Source organism: Sphingomonas sp. SP2 (assembly GCF_058313385.1).
On sequence record NZ_JBZFLD010000001.1, the window covers coordinates 1064387 to 1081949 of the forward strand.

At 69.0% G+C, this 17563-nt stretch carries 19 protein-coding genes; 7 read left to right on the forward strand and 12 right to left on the reverse strand.

Annotated elements, in window-relative coordinates; genetic code table 11:
- Positions 1 to 29 precede the first annotated feature (29 nt).
- Together AC4GYU_RS05475 and AC4GYU_RS05480 are read left to right on the forward strand one after the other, a co-directional pair.
- Positions 30 to 374: a hypothetical protein gene (locus AC4GYU_RS05475; protein WP_491085881.1), complete on the forward strand. Its 345-nt coding sequence runs from the start codon at positions 30 to 32 to the stop codon at positions 372 to 374.
- 68 nt (positions 375 to 442) lie between these two features.
- Entirely contained in the window at positions 443 to 1192 is a 750-nt protein-coding gene (locus AC4GYU_RS05480) for a CPBP family intramembrane glutamic endopeptidase (RefSeq protein WP_491085882.1), read from the forward strand.
- A 39-nt stretch (positions 1193 to 1231) separates the two neighbouring features.
- Here AC4GYU_RS05480 and sdhA read toward each other — a convergent pair whose 3' ends face one another.
- From sdhA to sdhC, 3 genes are read right to left on the reverse strand one after another with little or no spacing between them, the layout of a single operon-like run.
- The gene (gene sdhA, locus AC4GYU_RS05485) at positions 1232 to 3034 is read right to left on the reverse strand and encodes a succinate dehydrogenase flavoprotein subunit (RefSeq protein WP_491085883.1); all 1803 of its coding nucleotides are present in this window, start codon (positions 3032 to 3034) and stop codon (positions 1232 to 1234) included.
- Entirely contained in the window at positions 3034 to 3465 is a 432-nt protein-coding gene (gene sdhD / locus AC4GYU_RS05490; RefSeq protein WP_491085884.1) for a succinate dehydrogenase, hydrophobic membrane anchor protein, read from the reverse strand. The genes sdhA and sdhD overlap by 1 nt, the downstream gene beginning before the upstream one ends.
- Entirely contained in the window at positions 3462 to 3869 is a 408-nt protein-coding gene (sdhC, locus tag AC4GYU_RS05495; RefSeq protein WP_491085885.1) for a succinate dehydrogenase, cytochrome b556 subunit, read from the reverse strand. The genes sdhD and sdhC overlap by 4 nt, the downstream gene beginning before the upstream one ends.
- A 174-nt stretch (positions 3870 to 4043) precedes the next feature.
- Between sdhC and AC4GYU_RS05500 the strand changes: the two genes are divergently transcribed.
- The 5 genes from AC4GYU_RS05500 (at position 4044) to AC4GYU_RS05520 (ending at position 8432) form a co-directional block, all read left to right on the forward strand.
- Positions 4044 to 5369: a methyl-accepting chemotaxis protein gene (locus AC4GYU_RS05500; protein ID WP_491085886.1), complete on the forward strand. Its 1326-nt coding sequence runs from the start codon at positions 4044 to 4046 to the stop codon at positions 5367 to 5369.
- Between the two features lie 103 nt (positions 5370 to 5472).
- Positions 5473 to 6171 carry an SDR family NAD(P)-dependent oxidoreductase gene (locus AC4GYU_RS05505; protein ID WP_491085887.1) on the forward strand — a complete coding sequence of 233 codons (699 nt, stop codon included), beginning with the start codon at positions 5473 to 5475 and terminating at the stop codon, positions 6169 to 6171.
- Positions 6161 to 7075: a subclass B3 metallo-beta-lactamase gene (gene bla, locus AC4GYU_RS05510; RefSeq protein WP_491085888.1), complete on the forward strand. Its 915-nt coding sequence runs from the start codon at positions 6161 to 6163 to the stop codon at positions 7073 to 7075. Before AC4GYU_RS05505 ends, bla begins: the two co-directional genes overlap by 11 nt.
- The gene (locus tag AC4GYU_RS05515) at positions 7072 to 7950 is read left to right on the forward strand and encodes a 50S ribosomal protein L11 methyltransferase (RefSeq protein ID WP_491085889.1); all 879 of its coding nucleotides are present in this window, start codon (positions 7072 to 7074) and stop codon (positions 7948 to 7950) included. Before bla ends, AC4GYU_RS05515 begins: the two co-directional genes overlap by 4 nt.
- Positions 7947 to 8432 (forward strand): hypothetical protein, encoded by a 486-nt coding sequence (locus AC4GYU_RS05520; RefSeq protein WP_491085890.1) that lies wholly within the window; start codon positions 7947 to 7949, stop codon positions 8430 to 8432. The genes AC4GYU_RS05515 and AC4GYU_RS05520 overlap by 4 nt, the downstream gene beginning before the upstream one ends.
- A 3-nt stretch (positions 8433 to 8435) precedes the next feature.
- On the opposite strand, the gene AC4GYU_RS05525 is transcribed toward AC4GYU_RS05520, so the two are convergent.
- The 9 genes from AC4GYU_RS05525 to yajC all read right to left on the reverse strand — a co-directional run bounded on the left by AC4GYU_RS05525 (position 8436) and on the right by yajC (position 17535).
- On the reverse strand, positions 8436 to 8762 hold the full coding sequence (locus tag AC4GYU_RS05525; protein ID WP_491085891.1) for a UrcA family protein: 327 nt from the start codon (positions 8760 to 8762) through the stop codon (positions 8436 to 8438).
- A gap of 87 nt (positions 8763 to 8849) precedes the next feature.
- A complete protein-coding gene (ligA, locus tag AC4GYU_RS05530) occupies positions 8850 to 10874 on the reverse strand; it encodes an NAD-dependent DNA ligase LigA (RefSeq protein ID WP_491085892.1) in 2025 nt (674 codons plus the stop codon).
- Positions 10871 to 11386 (reverse strand): DUF1697 domain-containing protein, encoded by a 516-nt coding sequence (locus tag AC4GYU_RS05535; RefSeq protein WP_491085893.1) that lies wholly within the window; start codon positions 11384 to 11386, stop codon positions 10871 to 10873. Before AC4GYU_RS05535 ends, ligA begins: the two co-directional genes overlap by 4 nt.
- Positions 11383 to 12093: a dienelactone hydrolase family protein gene (locus AC4GYU_RS05540; RefSeq protein WP_491085894.1), complete on the reverse strand. Its 711-nt coding sequence runs from the start codon at positions 12091 to 12093 to the stop codon at positions 11383 to 11385. The genes AC4GYU_RS05535 and AC4GYU_RS05540 overlap by 4 nt, the downstream gene beginning before the upstream one ends.
- 11 nt (positions 12094 to 12104) lie before the next feature.
- The gene (recN, locus tag AC4GYU_RS05545) at positions 12105 to 13757 is read right to left on the reverse strand and encodes a DNA repair protein RecN (RefSeq protein WP_491085895.1); all 1653 of its coding nucleotides are present in this window, start codon (positions 13755 to 13757) and stop codon (positions 12105 to 12107) included.
- 20 nt (positions 13758 to 13777) lie between these two features.
- The gene (locus AC4GYU_RS05550; RefSeq protein WP_491085896.1) at positions 13778 to 14572 is read right to left on the reverse strand and encodes an outer membrane protein assembly factor BamD; all 795 of its coding nucleotides are present in this window, start codon (positions 14570 to 14572) and stop codon (positions 13778 to 13780) included.
- 68 nt (positions 14573 to 14640) lie between these two features.
- Positions 14641 to 15600 (reverse strand): protein translocase subunit SecF, encoded by a 960-nt coding sequence (secF, locus tag AC4GYU_RS05555; protein WP_491085897.1) that lies wholly within the window; start codon positions 15598 to 15600, stop codon positions 14641 to 14643.
- A gap of 10 nt (positions 15601 to 15610) precedes the next feature.
- Entirely contained in the window at positions 15611 to 17203 is a 1593-nt protein-coding gene (gene secD, locus AC4GYU_RS05560; protein WP_491085898.1) for a protein translocase subunit SecD, read from the reverse strand.
- On the reverse strand, positions 17203 to 17535 hold the full coding sequence (gene yajC / locus AC4GYU_RS05565) for a preprotein translocase subunit YajC (protein ID WP_491085899.1): 333 nt from the start codon (positions 17533 to 17535) through the stop codon (positions 17203 to 17205). The genes secD and yajC overlap by 1 nt, the downstream gene beginning before the upstream one ends.
- Between the last annotated feature and the right edge of the window lie 28 nt (positions 17536 to 17563).

Below are 17563 nucleotides of genomic sequence, written 5' to 3' on the forward strand. Positions count from 1 at the left end.
GCGGCTGGGCGATCGGAGGAGCGCTTCTGATGTCAGCGATATTTGCCGCCGCTTTCTTGCTGTGGACCGGGCCGGAGACCGAACCCGGCACCTGGCGAACCGCTTCCGCCATCCCGACGGGGACGCAGCTTCCGACCAATGTCGTGCGGCTGGACGGCGCCCGCATGGTCTGGAACGGGAGCGAGATCAGCGAGGCTCAGCTCCGCACCTATCTCGACATCACCACCCAGATGAGCCCGCAGCCTGTGCCCGTCTTCAGCCACAGCGCGCAGACCAAGCCGGCGCGGGTCGACGACATCCGGCGGACGATCGGCTCCATCCTCCACTGCACGCCCGCCACCTGCGTCGAGGTAGGCCCGGCCCTGGGGCGCTGAACGAGCTCTTGCGGGCGCCGTGAGGGCGTGGAAAAACCATCGAAACAGGCCGGTATCGGGGGATGCTGATGGCGCAGTGGGGCAAGGCGGATCGGAGCGACGGGACGGTGGACTGGGCCGGCGTCGCCCTGTTCATGGCGGTCGCCTGCGGCTGGTCGTGGATCGCGGTCCGGTGGAGCCCGCTCGACCTTCCCGGGACGATCTTCGGGCTGCGGATCGACGATGCGCTGCTGGTCGGCTTCGGTCCCGCGCTGGGGGCGATCGTCGCCGGCACGCTCCGGGGCGGCGGAGTAGAGCGGACCGTGACGATGCTCGGGCGGGTGCACTGGACCGCCTGGCTCGCGCTCGCCGCGCCGATCCTGACGGCGACCCTGTTCGGCATGCCCAAGGCGGCGCAGCCGTGGCTGGCCGGGCTGGTCTTCGCCGCGACGGTCGTCCTCTACTGCATCGGCGAGGAAATCGGCTGGCGCGGCTGGCTGTTCGACGCGCTTCGGCCGCTACCCCTGTGGCAGGGGACGCTCGTCACGGCGGTGCTCTGGTATGGCTGGCACTGGACCTTTCTCGCCGAGCTCTGGGCGAGCGCCGCCTCCGCGCTTCAGTTCGCGCTGTTCGTGCTCGTCGGAAGCGCCGGCCTTGCGCAGGCGGTGAGCCGCTCGCGGAGCATTGGCGTTGCGGCGGGGATCCATGCGGCGCTGAAGGTAATGCTGGCGCCGGCGCAGATCGCGGCCATGGCGGGGCTCATCGCCCTCGCCTTGTGGAAGAGCCGGCCGGACGCGGCCGCGGATGAGGTCAGCGGATCGCTCCAGCCCCAGGCCTGAGGCGGTCGGCCCCGCGGACGCACCGCGGGGCCTGCCGGATCAGTAGACGCGGGCCTTGGGCTTGATGTAGCCGACCTCGTCGGTGAGCGTGTAGTCGTGCACCGGGCGGTAATCGATCGTGACATTGCCGCTCTTGCCGCCCCAGCCATCGAACCAGGCGATGGTGTGCTTCATCCAGTTGGCGTCGTCGCGGTCGGGGAAGTCCTCGTGCATGTGGGCGCCACGGCTTTCCTTGCGGTTGGCGGCGCTGTGCATGGTAATGAGGGCCTGGCCGAGCATGTTGTCGAGCTCGAGCGTCTCGACGAGGTCGGTGTTCCAGACGAGGCTGCGGTCGGTGACCTTGACGTCGGCCATGCTGCGATAGACCGCGTCGATCTTGCCGACGCCTTCGTTCAGCGTGCGCTCGGTCCGGAAGACTGCGCAATCGGCCTGCATCGTGCGCTGCATGTCGTTGCGGATCTTGGCGGTCGGCGTGCTTCCGTCGGCGTGGCGGAAGTGGTCGAGGCGGCCGAGCGCGAGTTCGGCGCTGTCGGCCGGGAGCGGCTTGGGCGCGGCGCCCGGACGGAGGATCTCGCCGAGGCGGAGGCCCGCCGCGCGGCCGAAGACGACAAGGTCGATCAGCGAGTTGGAGCCGAGGCGGTTGGCGCCATGGACCGAGACGCAGGCCGCCTCGCCGACCGCGAACAGGCCGGGGACGACGCTGTCGGGGTTGCCGTCCTTCAGGGTCACGACTTCGCCGTGATAATTGGTCGGGATCCCGCCCATGTTGTAGTGGACGGTCGGGACCACCGGGATCGGTTCGCGGGTCAGGTCGACGCCGGCGAAGATCTTGGCGGTCTCGGTGATGCCGGGCAGGCGCTCGGCGAGGATCTTGGGATCGATGTGGTCGAGGTGAAGGAAGATATGGTCCTTCTCCTTGCCGACGCCGCGGCCCTCGCGAATCTCCATCGCCATCGAGCGCGACACGACGTCGCGGCTGGCGAGGTCCTTGGCCGACGGGGCATAGCGCTCCATGAAACGCTCACCGGCCGAGTTGGTGAGGTAGCCGCCCTCGCCCCGCGCGCCCTCGGTGATGAGGACGCCGGCGCCGTAGATTCCGGTCGGGTGGAACTGGACGAATTCCATGTCCTGCAGCGGAAGCCCGGCGCGGGCGACCATCGCGTTGCCGTCGCCGGTGCAGGTGTGGGCGCTGGTCGCCGAGAAGTAGCAGCGGCCGTAGCCGCCGGTGGCGAGGACCACGGCCTGGGCGCGGAAGCGGTGGATCGAGCCGTCTTCCATGCAGAGCGCGACGACGCCGCGGCATTCGCCGTCGACCATGATGAGGTCGAGCGCGAAATATTCGACGAAGAAGTCGGAATTATACTTCAGGCTCTGCTGGTAGAGCGCGTGGAGCATGGCGTGGCCGGTGCGGTCGGCGGCGGCGCAGGTGCGCTGCGCGGCCGGGCCCTCGCCCATGTTCTGGGTCATGCCGCCGAAGGCGCGCTGGTAGATCCGGCCGTCCTCGGTCCGGCTGAAGGGCAGGCCGGCATGCTCGAGTTCGTAGACCGCGGCCGGGGCCTCGCGGCAGAGATATTCGATCGCGTCCTGGTCGCCGAGCCAGTCGGAGCCCTTGACGGTGTCGTACATGTGCCAGGTCCAGTGGTCCGGACCCATGTTGCCGAGGCTGGCGGCGATCCCGCCCTGCGCGGCGACGGTGTGGCTGCGGGTCGGGAAGACCTTGGTGACGCAGGCCGTCTTCAGGCCTTTCTCGGCGGCGCCCATGGTGGCGCGAAGGCCGGCACCGCCGGCGCCCACCACCACCACGTCGTAGACATGATCGATGATCTGGTAGGCCTGGGACATCAGGAAGCAGCTCCGAAAGCGATACGGGCGAGGGCGAACAGCGCGAAGGCGCCGACCCCGACATGGAGGAAGAGGCTGACGAGGTGCCAGGTCATCCGGCCGCCTTCGTCACCCTGATAGTCGTCGATGATGACCTTCACGCCCTCGAGGCTGTGCTCGAAGCAGAGGTAAACGAACAGCGCCATCGGCACGAAGCCGAACGGCCCCGACAGCCAGGCCGCGATCGTCGAGGGCGAGAGGTCGGGCAGCAGCAGCAGCGAGACCAGGAACCAGGTCCCGAGCAGGAGCAGGGCGGCCGAGGAGACGCGCTCCTTGATCCAGTGCTCGCCGCCATGATGGGCCGAACCCAGCCCGCGGACCCGACCGAGGGCGGTCTTGCCGTCGGGAACGGCGTTGCGCTCGTGGCGGCCCATATCCTTCGGCCCGGTCATGCGGCTTTCCCCAGCAGGAGGGCCCAGAAGACGGCGGTCAGCAGGAGCGACCCCACCATCGTCGCATAGGCCATGGTCTTGTTGGTCTTGAGTTCAAAGCCCGCGCCAATGTCCATCACGAGGTGGCGGATGCCCGACAAGGTGTGCTGGAAGAAGGCCCAGGTCAGCGCGACGAGCCCGAGCTGGATCAGCGGCACGGGGCCGAGCTTCCAGCCGATGAAGCCGGCGAACGTCTCGTAGGAAAGTGCGCCCGAAAGGGCGAGCAGCCACCAGCTCAGCAGCAGCAGGCCGCCGATGGTCAGCGCCATGCCGGTCGCCCGGTGGAGGATGGAAACGGCCATGTGCGGACCCCACCGCCAGATGGTGAGATGGGGAGAAAGCGGCCTTGCAGTGTTGCGCGCCATGAGACCCTTCGATTGCTCCGGCAGGAACGGCGGAATGAAACCCGGGGTGCACCTAGGACGCGCGCGGCTGCGAGGCAAGGCGAAGCACCCTGTCCCAACGGCCTAACCGCCCCTTAACCAATGGTGGCTAGGCAGTCGGCAGTGAAGCAACGCGTTTCAGGAGTAACGCCACCGATGCCCGCCACCGACGCCAGTCACCAGCGCCGCCTTCGTGCCTTCGACCCGGCCGGGGACCTCCCCGCCCGCGCCGCCGCACTGTGGAGCGCGGTCCAGGGCCACGAGCGCAGCATCGCGCGCAAGTTCTGGGAGCGGTACCGCGAGCATTCGGGCGGGACCCAGACGTTCGACGACACCAAGCTCGAGCAGCTGGCCGAGCGGATCATCCCCTATCTGCGCGACAAGTTCCTGCGCCTGACCGAGACCGGCTGGGTGGTGACCGCCAAGGGCTATGTCGAGAATGCGATGGCGGCCGACGTGTCGCTGACGACGTTGCTGGCCGGCCTGTCGGGCGAATCCGAAGGGCTGGTCGCGGCGATGCGCGAAACCTTCGCCGATTCGGCCGAGCGCGCCGCGGCATCGCGCACGATCCATGAACTCAGCATGGTCGAGATCGACGTCTTCGTCTCGCACGCCATTCACTACCAGCAGCAGAGCCATGACCGCGAGCGGCAGGCCAAGGCGGAGGAATTCAACCGCCGGGTGGTGGCCTCGGTCGCCCGTGCCTCAAGCGACAGCGACATGCTTCGCGGCCAGGCCAGCGCGACCGCCGCGGCGACCCGCGGCATGCTCGGCAAGACCAGCGAAGTCGCCGCCGCGGCCGAGCAATCGGCGGTGGCGATGCGCGAGGCGGCGCATACCGCGGCCGGCCTCATCCGCGCGATCGAGGACGCCCGCTCCGAAGTCGAGGTGGCGGCGGATGTCGCCAGCCGCGCAGGCGATCAGGCCAGCCAGGCGGTGAAGGTCAGCCAGGCCCTGTCGGCGCATGTCGAGGCGATCGAATCGATCCTCGGCCTGATCCGCGACATTGCCGGCCAGACCAACCTCCTTGCCCTCAACGCCACCATCGAGGCGGCGCGGGCGGGCGATGCGGGCCGCGGCTTCGCGGTCGTCGCGCAGGAAGTGAAGAGCCTCGCCAGCCAGACGGCGCGCGCGACCGACGACATCACCGCCAAGATCTCGGCGATCACCGCCGCGACCCGCCAGACGGTCGATGCCAACAGCTCGATCCAGGGCACGGTCGAGGAAGTGCAGACCAGCGCCGACCGCATCCGCCAGGCGATGGAATTGCAGGCGCAGACGGTGACCATGATCACCGCCGCGGTCGACGAGACGGCGCTCGCCGCCGATTCGATGAGCTCGACCATCGCCGCGATCCGCTCGGACACCGAGAATGTCGCCCGCGACATCGACGGGGTCGAGCAGGGCTTCGGCCGCTTCTCCGAGCAGATCGGCGAGTTCAAGAGCGCGACCGCCGAGTTTATCTCGAAGTTCGCGGCCTAGAAGAGGGCATCGTCCCCGCGCAGGCGGGGACCTCGTCGGCTTTCGCGCAATTGCCTGAGGCCCCCGCCTTCGCGGGGGCGACGTCTTCGGCTAAGCCGCGCCCATGAACATTCTCCTCACCGGCGCGAGCCGGGGTATCGGCAAGGCGGCGGCCGACGCGCTGACCGCCGCCGGGCACCGGGTGCTGGGCACCTCCACCAAGGGCGGCGACGGGCTGCTTGCCGCCGACTTCGCCGATCCCAATGCCGCGGCGCGCTGCTGGGCCGAGGCGCTCGGCGCGCTCGGCTCGATCGACGTGCTCGTCAATAATGCCGGCGTCTATGAAGCGGTCGCCGACGATGCCGATGCCGCCGAATGGCACGCGAGCTGGGCGCGGACGATGCAGGTCAACCTCCAGGCCGCGGCCGACCTGTCGCAGCACGCCATCGCCCATTTCCGCAAGCGCGGCGGCGGGCGGATCGTCAATGTCGCGAGTCGCGCCGGCTATCGCGGGGATTCGCCCCAGCATTGGCATTATGCCGCGTCGAAGGCGGCGCTGATCGCGGTCACCAAGACCATCGCGCGGGGCTATGCGGGCGAGAATATCCTCGCCTTCGCGGTCGCGCCGGGTTTCACCGTGACCGAGATGACCGAGGAATATCTGGCCAGCCGGGGCGGGGAGAAACTGCTGGCCGACATCCCGCTCGGCCGGGTCGCGCAGGCGGCCGAGGTCGGCGAGACCATCCGCTGGCTCGCGACCGACGCGCCCGCCAGCGCCACCGGCAGCGTGATCGACGTCAACGGGGCGAGCTATGTCCGCTAGCATCCTCCTCGCGCTCGCGCTCGCCGGACAGCAGATCACCATCCCACTCGGCGGGACCAAGGCGCCCGAGAAGCTGCCTGCGCCGATCGCCACCGCCGGGCCGGCCTTCGCCCGCATCTGCGGCGACAGCGACGACTGGGACAAGCCGGCGCCGCCCGTCCGGCTTCACGGCAACACTTATTATGTCGGGACCTGCGGGATCAGCGCGATCCTGATCACCGACAAGGACGGCGCCGTGCTGATCGATTCGGGAACGGAGAAGGGCGCCGACCTCGTCGCCGCCAATATTCGCCGGCTTGGCTTCAATCCGTCGGACGTGCGCTATCTCCTCCATAGCCACGAGCATATCGACCATGTCGGCGGCATGGCCCGGCTGCAGCAGCTGACGGGCGGGCAGGTGATCGCCTCGGCCGACGCGGCCAAGGTCTACCGGACCGGCAAGGCCAATGCCGGCGATCCGCAGGACGGTCTCTTCCCCGCGGCCCCGATCGTGCCGGTGGCGCGGGTGGTGAAGGATGGCGACCAGGTCCGCAGCGGCGCTGTCCAGCTGACCGCGATCGCGACTCCGGGCCACACTTCGGGCGCGCTGAGCTGGACCTGGGTGAGCTGCGACGGCGGGGTCTGCCGGACCTTCGTCTATGCCGACAGCCTCTCGCCGGTCAGCCGCGACGATTATCGCTTCACCGACCATCCCGATATTCTCGCGGCTTTCCGCGCGAGCTTCGCCAAGGTGGCCAAGCTCGACTGCGACATCCTGCTCACCCCGCATCCGTCGGCGAGCAACATGGCGGCGCGCTTTGCCGGCCAGGCGGCGCTGTTCGATCCCAAGGGGTGCGCGACCTATGCCGCGGCGAAGGCGGCCCAGCTCGACGCTCGGCTCGCCAAGGAAGGAGGCGCGAAATGAGCTGGCGGGTGACCATCGCCTGCAACCGGGCCGAGGGCGAGGCGGTCGGCGCGATGGACGATCCCTTCCCGGAATCGGCCAATCCGCCGGTGATCGTCGCCGACGAACCCGACGAGCATCGCCCCGATGAGTGGCTGCTCCACGCTTATTTCGAGGAAGAGCCGAGCGCGGCCGAATTGGCGGTGCTGCGCAAGCTTGCGAGCGGGACGCCGGTGGTGGCCGAGCTCGAGGACGAGGATTGGGTGACGCAGAGCCAGGCCGGGCTCGAGCCGATCCGCGCCGGGCGCTTCTTCGTCCATACGCCGGCCCATCCGCCCGAGGCGGCCAAGACCAGCTTCCTGATCGACGCCGGGCTCGCCTTCGGGACCGGGCATCATCACACGACCAAGGGCTGCCTCGAGGCGCTCGACCGGCTGGAGGTCGCGGGCAAGCGCTTCGCCAACATCGCCGACATCGGGACCGGCACGGGCCTTCTCGCCTTTGCCGCGATGCGGCTGTGGCCCGAGGCGCTGGCAATCGCGACCGACATCGACCCGATCAGCGTCGACGTGACCCGCGACAATGCGCAGGCGAACGGGATCGCGCTCGGCGCGGGCAAGGGCGCGCTGGCGCTCGCGGTGGCTGACGGCATGGCGCATCCGGCGCTGGCGGAACGCGCGCCATTCGACCTCCTCATCGCCAACATCCTCGCCGGGCCGCTGATCGAGCTGGCGGGTGACTTCGTCGCCGCGACCGCGCCGGGCGGGACGATCCTGCTCGCAGGGCTTCTCGACACGCAGGCCGAAGCGGTGACCGAGGCCTATACGCGCCGGGGCTGCGTGCTGGTCGAGGGCGGCAGCGGCGAGTGGCGCGTGCTGGTGCTAACCCGGCGGTGAAGGATCACGACGAGCCGGTAGCGCTTGTCGGGCGCGACACGATCATGGCGGCTTCCTGCCTCGCAACGATCCTCGCCGCGCCGCTGATGGTCGGCATCTTCGCGCTGGCCGCCTCTCTGCTCGACCCCTCGCCATTTGCGGGAGGCCACCTCAAGACGCTCGTGACAGGCATCCCATTCGTGGTCGTGGCAGCGATGATGGGCGTGGTCCTGATGCCTTGGAGCGTCGGCGGCGCCCTGGTCCTGACGGTCATCGCGACCGCCTTCATCACCCGCCGCAAGGACGGCAGCGCCTGGCGCCAGGCCACGCCCTGGCTGCTTGCCGGGCTGGGGATCGGGCTGGTCGTCGCTACGGTCATGAAGGTCGAGGGCGGGACGCTCACGAGCAAGGCCGATCCGGCCTTGCTCGTCGGCTCGGGCGCACTGACGGGGATGGCGGCGATGCTCTTCTGCCGCCACCTCGTCAGGAGCTTCGAGGGCTAGGCCTCAGCGCGAAGCCAGGCGCGGGGCGAGGGCGTCGAGGCGGGGGGTGATGTCGGCCCAGGCCTGCGCGGCGCACTTCAGCGAGTCGGTCGGCTCGGCCACCGAGAAACGCCTGGGATCGCACAGATCGGTGATCGCCATGCCGACCCGGTTGCGAAGCTCGGCGCGGCCGCTGGCGGAGGCGAGCTGGAGATCGGCATAGGCAACGCTGCGCTGATTGTCGGCGAGCGCGCGATTGGCCTTGATGAGGAGCGTTCCCGACGGCTCGGCAGCGGCAGCCCCCGAAAGGGTCAGCAGGGCGGCGGCGGAAGCGATGGCGAAGCTGCGCATGTCTCTCTCCTCGTGTCTGTCACGAAAGAGAAATCACGCCGTAACATTTCTGTCAAACATCATAGAAATGTGACAGTTAGCGGCGCTTCAAGCCTCCGCGACGATCTGCGCCCATTCGGCTTCGGTCGCGACCCGGATGCCGAGTTCCTCGGCCTTCTTGAGCTTCGAGCCTGCGCCCGGGCCGGCGACAACGAGGTCGGTCTTGGCGCTGACCGAGCCCGCCGCCCGTGCACCGAGCCGTTCGGCCTGCGCTTTCGCCTCGTCACGGCTCATCGTCTCGAGGCTCCCGGTAAAGACGATGGTCTTGCCGCTCCATTCGGTCTCGCGGGCCTGGTTCACGAAGGGCACGGGGCGAGCGAGATCGAGTAGGGCGGCGACTTCCTCGCGATTGTGGGCTTCGTGGAAGAAGTCGTGGACCGCCTCGGCGACGACCGGGCCGACGCCCTCGACCGCGGAGAGTTCTGCGGTGCCGTTCTCGCCGAGCGCCGCCGCCTGCAGCGCGTCGATCGTACCGAAGCATTTGAGGAGGTCGCGCGCGGTGACGATCCCGACGTGGCGGATGCCGAGGCCGAACAGCAGGCGCGCGCTGTCGAAGCCCTTGCGCGCCTCGATCGCGGCGAGGAGCGCGTCGACGCTCTTCTCCTTCCAGCCCTCGCGACCGAGGAGTTCGGCGCGGTGGGCGCCAAGGCGGAAGATGTCGGACGGCTTCTCGATCCAGCCGAGCCCGGCGAATTCGACGATGCTCTTTTCGCCGAGGCCATCGATGTCCATCGCGCCGCGGCTGACGAAATGCTTGAGGCGCTCGAGGCGCTGGGCGGGGCAGACGAGGCCGCCGGTGCAGCGGATGTCGACCTCGCCCTCTTCGGCGACCGCCTCGGATCCGCAGGCGGGGCAATGGTCGGGATAGACGAAGGGGGGGCGGGGTTCGTCGGGGGTGAGGTTCTCGACCACCTGCGGGATGACGTCGCCGGCGCGCTGGATGCGGACCCGGTCGCCTTCGCGCAAGGCCAGCCGCCCGATCTCGTCGCGGTTGTGGAGGGTGACGTTGCTGACGATGACCCCGCCGACGCCGACCGGGGTCAGCCGGCCGATGGGGGTCAGCTTGCCGGTGCGGCCGACCTGGATCTCGATCCGCTCGAGCGTGGTCTCGGCCTTTTCGGCGGGGAATTTGTGCGCGATCGCCCAGCGCGGCGCGCGGCCGACGAAGCCCAGACGCTCCTGCCAATCGAGGCGGTCGAGCTTGTAGACGACGCCGTCGATGTCGAACGGCAAGTCGGCGCGCGCGTGCTCGATGGCAGCGTAATGAGCGAGAGCTTCCTCGACGTCGGCGCAGCGGACGACGCGCTCGTCGACGGGAAAGCCGAGGGCGCGCAGTCGGTCGACGGCGTCCATCTGGGTCTCGCCGAGCGGTTCGGAGACTTCGCCCCAGCCGTGCATGAGAAAGCGCAAGGGGCGGGCGGCGGTGATCGCCGGGTCCTTCTGGCGGAGCGAGCCCGCCGCGGCGTTGCGGGGGTTGGCGAAGACCTTGCCGCCGGCCTCGGTCTGGCGCGCGTTCAAGGCGGCGAAGTCGGCCTTCGACATGTAGACCTCGCCGCGGACCTCGAGGATCGCGGGGGCGCCGTGAAGCTCCTGCGGGATGTCGGCGATGGTCCTGACATTGGGGGTGACGTCCTCGCCGATGGTGCCGTCGCCGCGGGTGGCGGCGAGGACGAGCTTGCCCTCCTCGTAGCGGAGCGAGGCCGAGAGGCCGTCGATCTTGGGCTCGGCGGTCAGCGCGACCGGTTCGTCGTCGGCGAGGCTGAGGAAGCGCCGAACCCGGCGGACGAAGTCGCGCACGTCGTCGCCCGAAAAGGCATTTTCGAGGCTCAGCATCGGCCGTGCATGGGCGACCTTGGCGAGCACGCTCGAGGGCGCCGCACCGACCTGGCGGCTGGGGCTGTCGGGGCGGACGAGGTGCGGGAAGGCGGCCTCGAGCGCGTTGTTCTCCCGGATCAGCGCGTCATAGTCGGCGTCGCTGATCTCTGGCGCGTCCTGGTCGTGATACAGACGGTTGTGCCGCGCGATCTCCTTCGCCAGCAACCGCAGCCGCCGCCCGGCCTCCACTTCGTTCACGCCATCTTCTCCAGCAGGTCCGCGATCTTCTCGACGGTGTTGCGGTTCCGCGCCGTCCGGCCGTCGGGGTCGGGCAGCTTGAGCTTCGACTTGCCGATGCCCTCGCCATAGGCAACCGAGATTTCACGCAATCCGACATGGATGCGCTCGTCCTGCTGGCCACGGATGCGGTGGAGAAGGTCGGCCGGGGCCGGGCGAGCGAGGAAGAAGACCATATTGCGGCTGCCCTTCTCGTCAGGGAAGGGATTGGTGTCGGCGATTGCCCGCATCTCGGCGGCGGTGCGGATGAAGACGGGCGTCCGGCGACCGGTGACGGCCTCCAGCCGATCCTCGAGCGCGGTCTGCGCCGACGCCGCCTCGTCGTTCGAGCAAAAGAGGAGATTGCCGCTCGCGATGAAGGTGCGGACATGGGTGAAGCCGCAATGTTCGCCGATCGCCTTGAGGTCGCTCATCGCGAGCTTGCCGGTGCCCGCGACGTTCACCGCGCGGAGCAACGCGACATAGGCCGTCACCCGAACAGCTCGTCCAGATAGTCGCCGAGCGCGGCCCAGCTGCGGCGGGCGGCCGCGGCATTAAAGTCGACGCCGGGGATGCCGAGGCCCGAGGCGGCGGGATTGGTGAAGGCGTGACCGACATGGCCGTAGCCGTGGATCTGCCAGTCCGCCCCGGCGTCGGTCAGCTCGGCGGCAAGCGCGACCACGGCGTCGGGCGGGACCATCGGGTCGGCCCAGCCATGAAGGGCGAGGACCTTGGCCCGGATCGGCTGCTTCGGCAGGTCGGGCGCGTCGAACAGGCCGTGGAAGCTGGCGACCCCGGCGAGGTCGGCGCCCGAGCGGGCGAGGTCGAGGACGCACAGGCCGCCGAAGCAATAGCCGATCGCCGCGATCCGGGCGGGGTCGGTGCCCTCCTGCGCGCGGGCGAGGTCGAGGATGGCGAGCATCCGGTCGCGAAGCGCGGCGCGGTCGGACTTGAGGCGCGTCATGTGCGCGAAAGCCTGGTCGCGCGCCTCGGGCCCCGAATAGCTGCAGCCCCACAGGTCGGCGATAAGGCAGGTGAAGCCATTGGCGGCGAGCTCGCGGGCAAAGCCCTTCTCGAGGTCGCTGACGCCGGCGAAGGTGGGCACGATGATGACCGTCGCGCGCGCCGCTCCGCCGGTGCCGACAAGGACGCTTTCGAACTGCTCGCCGGCAAATTCGTGGGCGATGATGCGCTCGGTCATGATCTCTCCGTTCAAGCGGTTTCGAGCAGGCGGGCGGCCTGCGCCCGCGCTTCCTCGGTGACTTCGGCGCCCGACAGCATCCGGGCAATCTCCTCCCGCCTTTCCTCGGCGGAGAGCAGGCGCACGGTGGTGCGGGTGCCGTCTTCGGCGTGGCGCTTCTCGATCCGGTAATGGTGGCGCGCGCGGGCGGCGACCTGGGGCGAGTGGGTGACGACGAGGAGCTGGCTGCGCTGGGCGAGGCGGGCGAGGCGTTCGCCGATCGCGCTGGCGACCGCGCCGCCGACCCCGCGGTCGATCTCGTCGAAGATCATGGTCGACGCGCCGCCCTCTTCGGCGAGCGCGACCTTGAGCGCGAGGATGAAGCGCGACAATTCGCCGCCAGAGGCGATCTTGATGAGCGCCCCGAACGGCGCGCCGGGGTTGGTCGAGACTTCGAACTCGACCCGGTCGGTGCCGGTCGGGCCGGGCTCGCCCGCGGCGACCACGGTGCGGAAGCGCGCGGCCTCGAGCTTCAGGGGCGCGAGCTCGGCGGCGACGGCCTGATCGAGCCGGGTGGCCGCGGCCTGGCGGGCAGCGGTGAGCGCGGCGGCGGCCTCGTCATACTGGGCCTGGGCGGTGACCAGTGCCCGCTCGAGCTCCTCCTGGCGTTCGGCGCCATGCGTGACGGCGTCGCGCTCGGCGCGCATCCGGGCGAGGAGTTCGGCCAATTGGTCGGGCTCGACCCGGTGCTTGCGGGCGAGGCCGCGAAGGTCGAACAGGCGGGCCTCGGCTTCCTCGAGCTCGGTCGGGGAGAAATCGAGCTCGCGGCGGGCGCGCTCGATCTTGTCCTCGGCCTCGGAGGCCTCGATCACCGCCCGGTCGACCGCGGCGAGTGCTTCGGCCAGCAACGGATGGGTGTCGCCGATCCGCTCGAGCCGGCGCGCGGCCTGGCGGAGCTGGGACAGCCCGCCCTCGGAGCCGGTGAAGAGATCGCCGAGCCCTTCGAGATCGTCCTGGATGCGCGCGAACTGCTTCATCGCGGCGCGCTTCTCGGCCAGCGCCTGCTCCTCGCCTTCCTCGGGCGAAAGCGCAGCCAGTTCCTCGATGCTGTGGTCGAGCCAGTCGCGGTTGCGGTCGGCGTCGGCCTGCTGTGCGGCAAGGCTCGCAAGCTCGGCGCGAAGGTCGGCGAGGCGGGTCCAGGCGCGCGCGGTTGCGGCGCTGTCGACCCGCCCGAAACTGTCGAGCAGGGCGCGGTGGCCCTTGGGGTTGAGCAGTCCGCGGTCGTCATGCTGGCCGTGGATTTCAACGAGGCTGGTGCCGATCTCGCGCAGGGTCGCGGCGGGGACGGGGGCGCCGCCGAGGAAGGCGCGGCTGCCGCCGTCGGCCTTCAGCGTGCGGCGGAAGATGAGTGGCTCGCCCGGCTCCTGGTCGACGCCGGCCTCGTCGAGCGCGGCGAGGGCGGGGTGGCCGGCGGGAAGGTCGAACTCGGCGGTGACCGCGGCGGCCTCCTGCCCGGCGCGGACCAGCCCGCTGTCGGCGCGCATGCCGAGCGCAAGGCCGAGCGAATCGAGCAGGATCGACTTGCCGGCACCGGTCTCGCCGGTGAGGACGCCGAGCCCGTCGCCGAAATCGAGGGTCAGCCGGTCGATCAGCACCACGTCACGGATGACGAGCTGCCTGAGCATGCCCCCGGCTCGGTTGCCCGTCAGGCCGCGCTCTGCGGCGTGTTGGGCACGTGCTTGCGGACGAGGCTGTAGGCACGCTCGTACCAGACGGTGCCCGGATAATTCTTGCCCAGCACCGCCGCCGACTTCACCGCCTCGTCGGGAATGCCGAGGGCGAGATAGCTTTCGGTCAGGCGCATCAGCGCCTCGGGCGTGTGGGTGGTGGTCTGATATTTGTCGACCACGGTCCGGAAGCGGTTGACGCTGGCGAGCCAGTTGCCCGAGCGCTGATAGTAGCGGCCGACTTCCATTTCCTTGCCGGCGAGCTGGTCGTTGATGAGGTCCAGCTTCAGGCGCGCGTCGGCGGCGTAGCGGCTCTCGGGATAGCGGCGGATGAGCTCCTGGAAGGCATCGCCGGCCTGGCCGGTGATCTTCTGGTCGCGGGTCACGTCCGCGATCTGGTTGTAGTAGCTCATCGCGATCAGATAGTTCGCGTAGGGCGCGTCCTTGTTACCCGGGTGGATGGTCAGGAAGCGCTGGGCCGAGCTGATCGCGTCGGGATATTTCTCGCCCATGTAATAGCTGAAGGCGCTCATCAGCTGCGCGCGGCGGGCCCAGACCGAATAAGGGTGCTGGCGCTCGACCTCGTCGAAGATCTTGGCGGCCTGTTCATAGTCCTGGCGGTCGAGCCGGCTCTTGGCGAGCGCGTAGAGCGTGTTGACGTCCCGTGCGACATAGGCGGTGTCGGCCTTGGTCCGGTTACGGGCGCAGCCGGCCATGGGAAGGGCCACGGCACAGGCGAGCAGGAGGAGGATCGGACGGGAGGGCTTCAGCATGAGCGGCCTTCTAGGACAGTCGAAAGGGGAGGCCAAGCGGAGATGGAGCGGGGTAGCTGAACCCCGGCTTACACCACCGCTCCGTCGCCACTGGTCACCGCGGGCGCCTTGTCCTCGGCCTTGAGGAAGCTGTCGGGCTTGACCCCCAGCCAGACCAGGATCGGCGCCGAAATGTAGATCGACGAATAGGTGCCGATGAAGGTGCCGAGCAGGATCGCGATGGTCAGGCCGAAGATGACATCGGGGCCGAACAGCAGCAGCATCAGCAGCGCGAGCATGATCGACAGCGAGGTGACCATGGTCCGGCTCAACGTTTCGTTGAGCGAGAGGTTGAGCAGCGGGATGATCTGCATCTTGCGATATTTGCGCAGATTCTCGCGGATCCGGTCATAGATGACGACCGTGTCGTTGAGCGAGTAGCCGACCACCGCGAGGAAGGCGGCGACGATGTTGAGGTCGACCTGGAGCCGGGTCACGGCGAAGAAGCCGAGGATCATCGACACGTCGTGGAACAGGGTCACCAGCGCCCCGACGCCGAACTGCCATTCGAACCGGAACCAGATGTAGATGGCGATCCCGAGCATCGCGAGGGTGATGGCGAGCAGGCCGTCGCGGGCGAGCTCCTCCGACACCTTGCCCGACACGGCTTCGCCCGCGCCGACCTTCACGCCCGGATAGTCGCGCTCGAGCAGGCCGCGGACCTCGCCGACGATGCGCGCGGCCTCGGCATTGGCGTCGGGGCGGGGCAGGCGGACCTGGTAGGTGCGATTGTCGCCGAAGTCCTGGATGCTCGCCTCACCGACGTTGAGCCGGTCGATCCGGCCACGCAGGTCCTCGATGTCGACCGGCTGGGTGAAGGTCGCGCGAACGACCTGGCCGCCGACGAAGTCGATCCCGAGGTTCAGTCCCTTGACCGCGACCAGCGCGAGGCTGGCGGCGGTGACCAGGATCGACAGCACGAGGGCGATGTTGCGCACCTTCATGAAGTCGATGTTGGTGTTGTCGGGGACGAGCTTGAGCAGCTTCATGGCAGCGGCCTCAGATGTTCAGTTCGCGCGGGCGCTTGGAGCGGACCCACATGGCGACCAGAAGGCGGGTGAAGTTCACCGCGGTGAAGACCGAGGTGATGATGCCGATCAGCAGCACGATGGCGAAGCCGCGGACGGGCCCCGAGCCGAAGTACCACATCAGGGCCGCGGCGATGACGTTGGTGATGTTGGCGTCGAAGATGGCGGTGGACGCCTCCTTGTAGCCGGTCTCGATCGCGTCGAGGATCTTGCGGCCGCGCCGCTGCTCCTCGCGGATGCGCTCGTTGATCAGCACGTTGGCGTCGACCGCAGCGCCGATGGTCAGCACGAAGCCGGCGATACCGGGCAGGGTCAAGGCGGATCCGAAGATGCCCATGATGCCGAGGATCAGCAGCGCGTTGATGACGAGGCCGAGGTTCGCGTACCAACCGAAGCGGCCATAGGTGATGACCATGAACAGCATCACCGCGAAGATCGCGACAGCCGAGGCGATCAGGCCCGATTCGATCGAATCGCGGCCGAGTTCGGCCGAGACGGTGCGCTCCTCGATGACGTCGAGCTTCACCGGCAGCTTGCCCGACGACAAGGCGACGGCGAGTTCGCTCGCGGTCTCGGTGGTAAAGCCGCCGCTGATCTGCGCGGTGCCGCCGAGGATCGGCTCGTTGATGTTGGGTGCCGACAGCACCTTGTTGTCGAGGATGATGGCGAAGGGCTTGCCGACATTCTCGGTGGTGGTGCGGCCGAAGCGGCGGGCACCGGCGTTGTCGAAGCGAATGCTGACGACCGGCGCGCCGGTCTGCTGATCGAACACCTGCTGGGCGCTGCTGATCTGCTCGCCCGAGACCATCGCCCGGCGCTGGACCGCGATCGAGCCCGAGCCGTCGGCCATCGGCAGCACCTGGCTGCCGGCCGGGGCACGGCCCTGCGCGACCTGCGCGGGATCGGCATTCTGGTCGACCAGCTTGAACTCGAGCCGGGCGGTCTGGCCGATCAGGCGCTTCAGCGCCTCGGGATCGTCGATGCCCGGAACCTGGACGAGGATCCGGTTCTGGCCCTGGTTGACCACGGTGATTTCGCGCGTGCCCGACGGATCGATGCGGCGGCGGACGACGTCGCGGGCGACGGTCATGGCTTCCTTGACCGCCTGGGCATTGCCCTCGGGGGTCGGGACCATGATCACCCGATTGCCGTCCTGCGTGCTGACATTCCAGGTGCGGGTGCCGGTGAGGCCGACGCCCTGGGTCAGGGTGCGGACGCGCTCGACCGCGGCGTCGAGCTGGGTCGGATCGCGCAGCATGAAGCTGACCTGTCCGCCCGAGGTCGAGATGTCGCCGACCTGGATTCGCGGATCACGCCGCATCTCCTGGCTGACGCTGTCTTCCATCGCCGCGATGCGCTGGCGGGTCGCGTCGTTGAGATCGGCCTCGAGCAGCAGCTGGCTGCCGCCGGCGAGATCGAGCCCGAGGGCGATCTGCGTGCGCGGGACCAGGGTCGGCCAGGTGGCGACCTGGCTGCGCGGGAAGAAGCTCGGAATGGCGAAGGCGATTCCAACGGCGATCAGGAGGAAGATCGACCAGATCTTCCAGCGCGGCGGATCGAACATCAGTCGTTGGCTACCGTGGCGGTCGGGTTCAGCACCTGGCTGAGGGTCGACTTGACCACCCGGACCTTCACGCCCTGGGCAATCTCGACCTCGACTTCACGTTCGTCGATGACCCGGGTCACGCGGCCGCGGATACCGCCGGCGGTGATGACCTCGTCGCCCTTCTTGACCGCGGCGATCATCGCCTGATGGTCACGCACGCGCTTCTGCTGCGGGCGGATCATCAGGAAATAGAAGATCACGAAGATCAGCAGGAACGGGAAGGTCTGGAGCAGGAAGGCCGTCGCACCAGACGGAGCGGCCGGCGCGGCAGCGGCGAGGATCAGGCTCATGTCGGGCATCGGCTCAGCAGGACTTTCC

Excerpts from the sequence above, each read along its gene's own strand:
- AC4GYU_RS05515 (WP_491085889.1), top strand. The coding sequence starts at position 7,072 with ATGAGCTGGCGGGTGACCATCGCCTGCAACCGGGCCGAGGGCGAGGCG.
- sdhC (WP_491085885.1), bottom strand. The coding sequence starts at position 3,869 with ATGGCGCGCAACACTGCAAGGCCGCTTTCTCCCCATCTCACCATCTGG.
- yajC (WP_491085899.1), bottom strand. The coding sequence starts at position 17,535 with ATGAGCCTGATCCTCGCCGCTGCCGCGCCGGCCGCTCCGTCTGGTGCG.
- secF (WP_491085897.1), bottom strand. The coding sequence starts at position 15,600 with ATGAAGCTGCTCAAGCTCGTCCCCGACAACACCAACATCGACTTCATG.
- sdhA (WP_491085883.1), bottom strand. The coding sequence starts at position 3,034 with ATGTCCCAGGCCTACCAGATCATCGATCATGTCTACGACGTGGTGGTG.
- AC4GYU_RS05525 (WP_491085891.1), bottom strand. The coding sequence starts at position 8,762 with ATGCGCAGCTTCGCCATCGCTTCCGCCGCCGCCCTGCTGACCCTTTCG.
- AC4GYU_RS05505 (WP_491085887.1), top strand. The coding sequence starts at position 5,473 with ATGAACATTCTCCTCACCGGCGCGAGCCGGGGTATCGGCAAGGCGGCG.
- sdhD (WP_491085884.1), bottom strand. The coding sequence starts at position 3,465 with ATGACCGGGCCGAAGGATATGGGCCGCCACGAGCGCAACGCCGTTCCC.
- AC4GYU_RS05540 (WP_491085894.1), bottom strand. The coding sequence starts at position 12,093 with ATGACCGAGCGCATCATCGCCCACGAATTTGCCGGCGAGCAGTTCGAA.
- AC4GYU_RS05550 (WP_491085896.1), bottom strand. The coding sequence starts at position 14,572 with ATGCTGAAGCCCTCCCGTCCGATCCTCCTCCTGCTCGCCTGTGCCGTG.
- AC4GYU_RS05480 (WP_491085882.1), top strand. The coding sequence starts at position 443 with ATGGCGCAGTGGGGCAAGGCGGATCGGAGCGACGGGACGGTGGACTGG.
- secD (WP_491085898.1), bottom strand. The coding sequence starts at position 17,203 with ATGTTCGATCCGCCGCGCTGGAAGATCTGGTCGATCTTCCTCCTGATC.
- recN (WP_491085895.1), bottom strand. The coding sequence starts at position 13,757 with ATGCTCAGGCAGCTCGTCATCCGTGACGTGGTGCTGATCGACCGGCTG.
- AC4GYU_RS05500 (WP_491085886.1), top strand. The coding sequence starts at position 4,044 with ATGCCCGCCACCGACGCCAGTCACCAGCGCCGCCTTCGTGCCTTCGAC.
- bla (WP_491085888.1), top strand. The coding sequence starts at position 6,161 with ATGTCCGCTAGCATCCTCCTCGCGCTCGCGCTCGCCGGACAGCAGATC.
- AC4GYU_RS05475 (WP_491085881.1), top strand. The coding sequence starts at position 30 with ATGTCAGCGATATTTGCCGCCGCTTTCTTGCTGTGGACCGGGCCGGAG.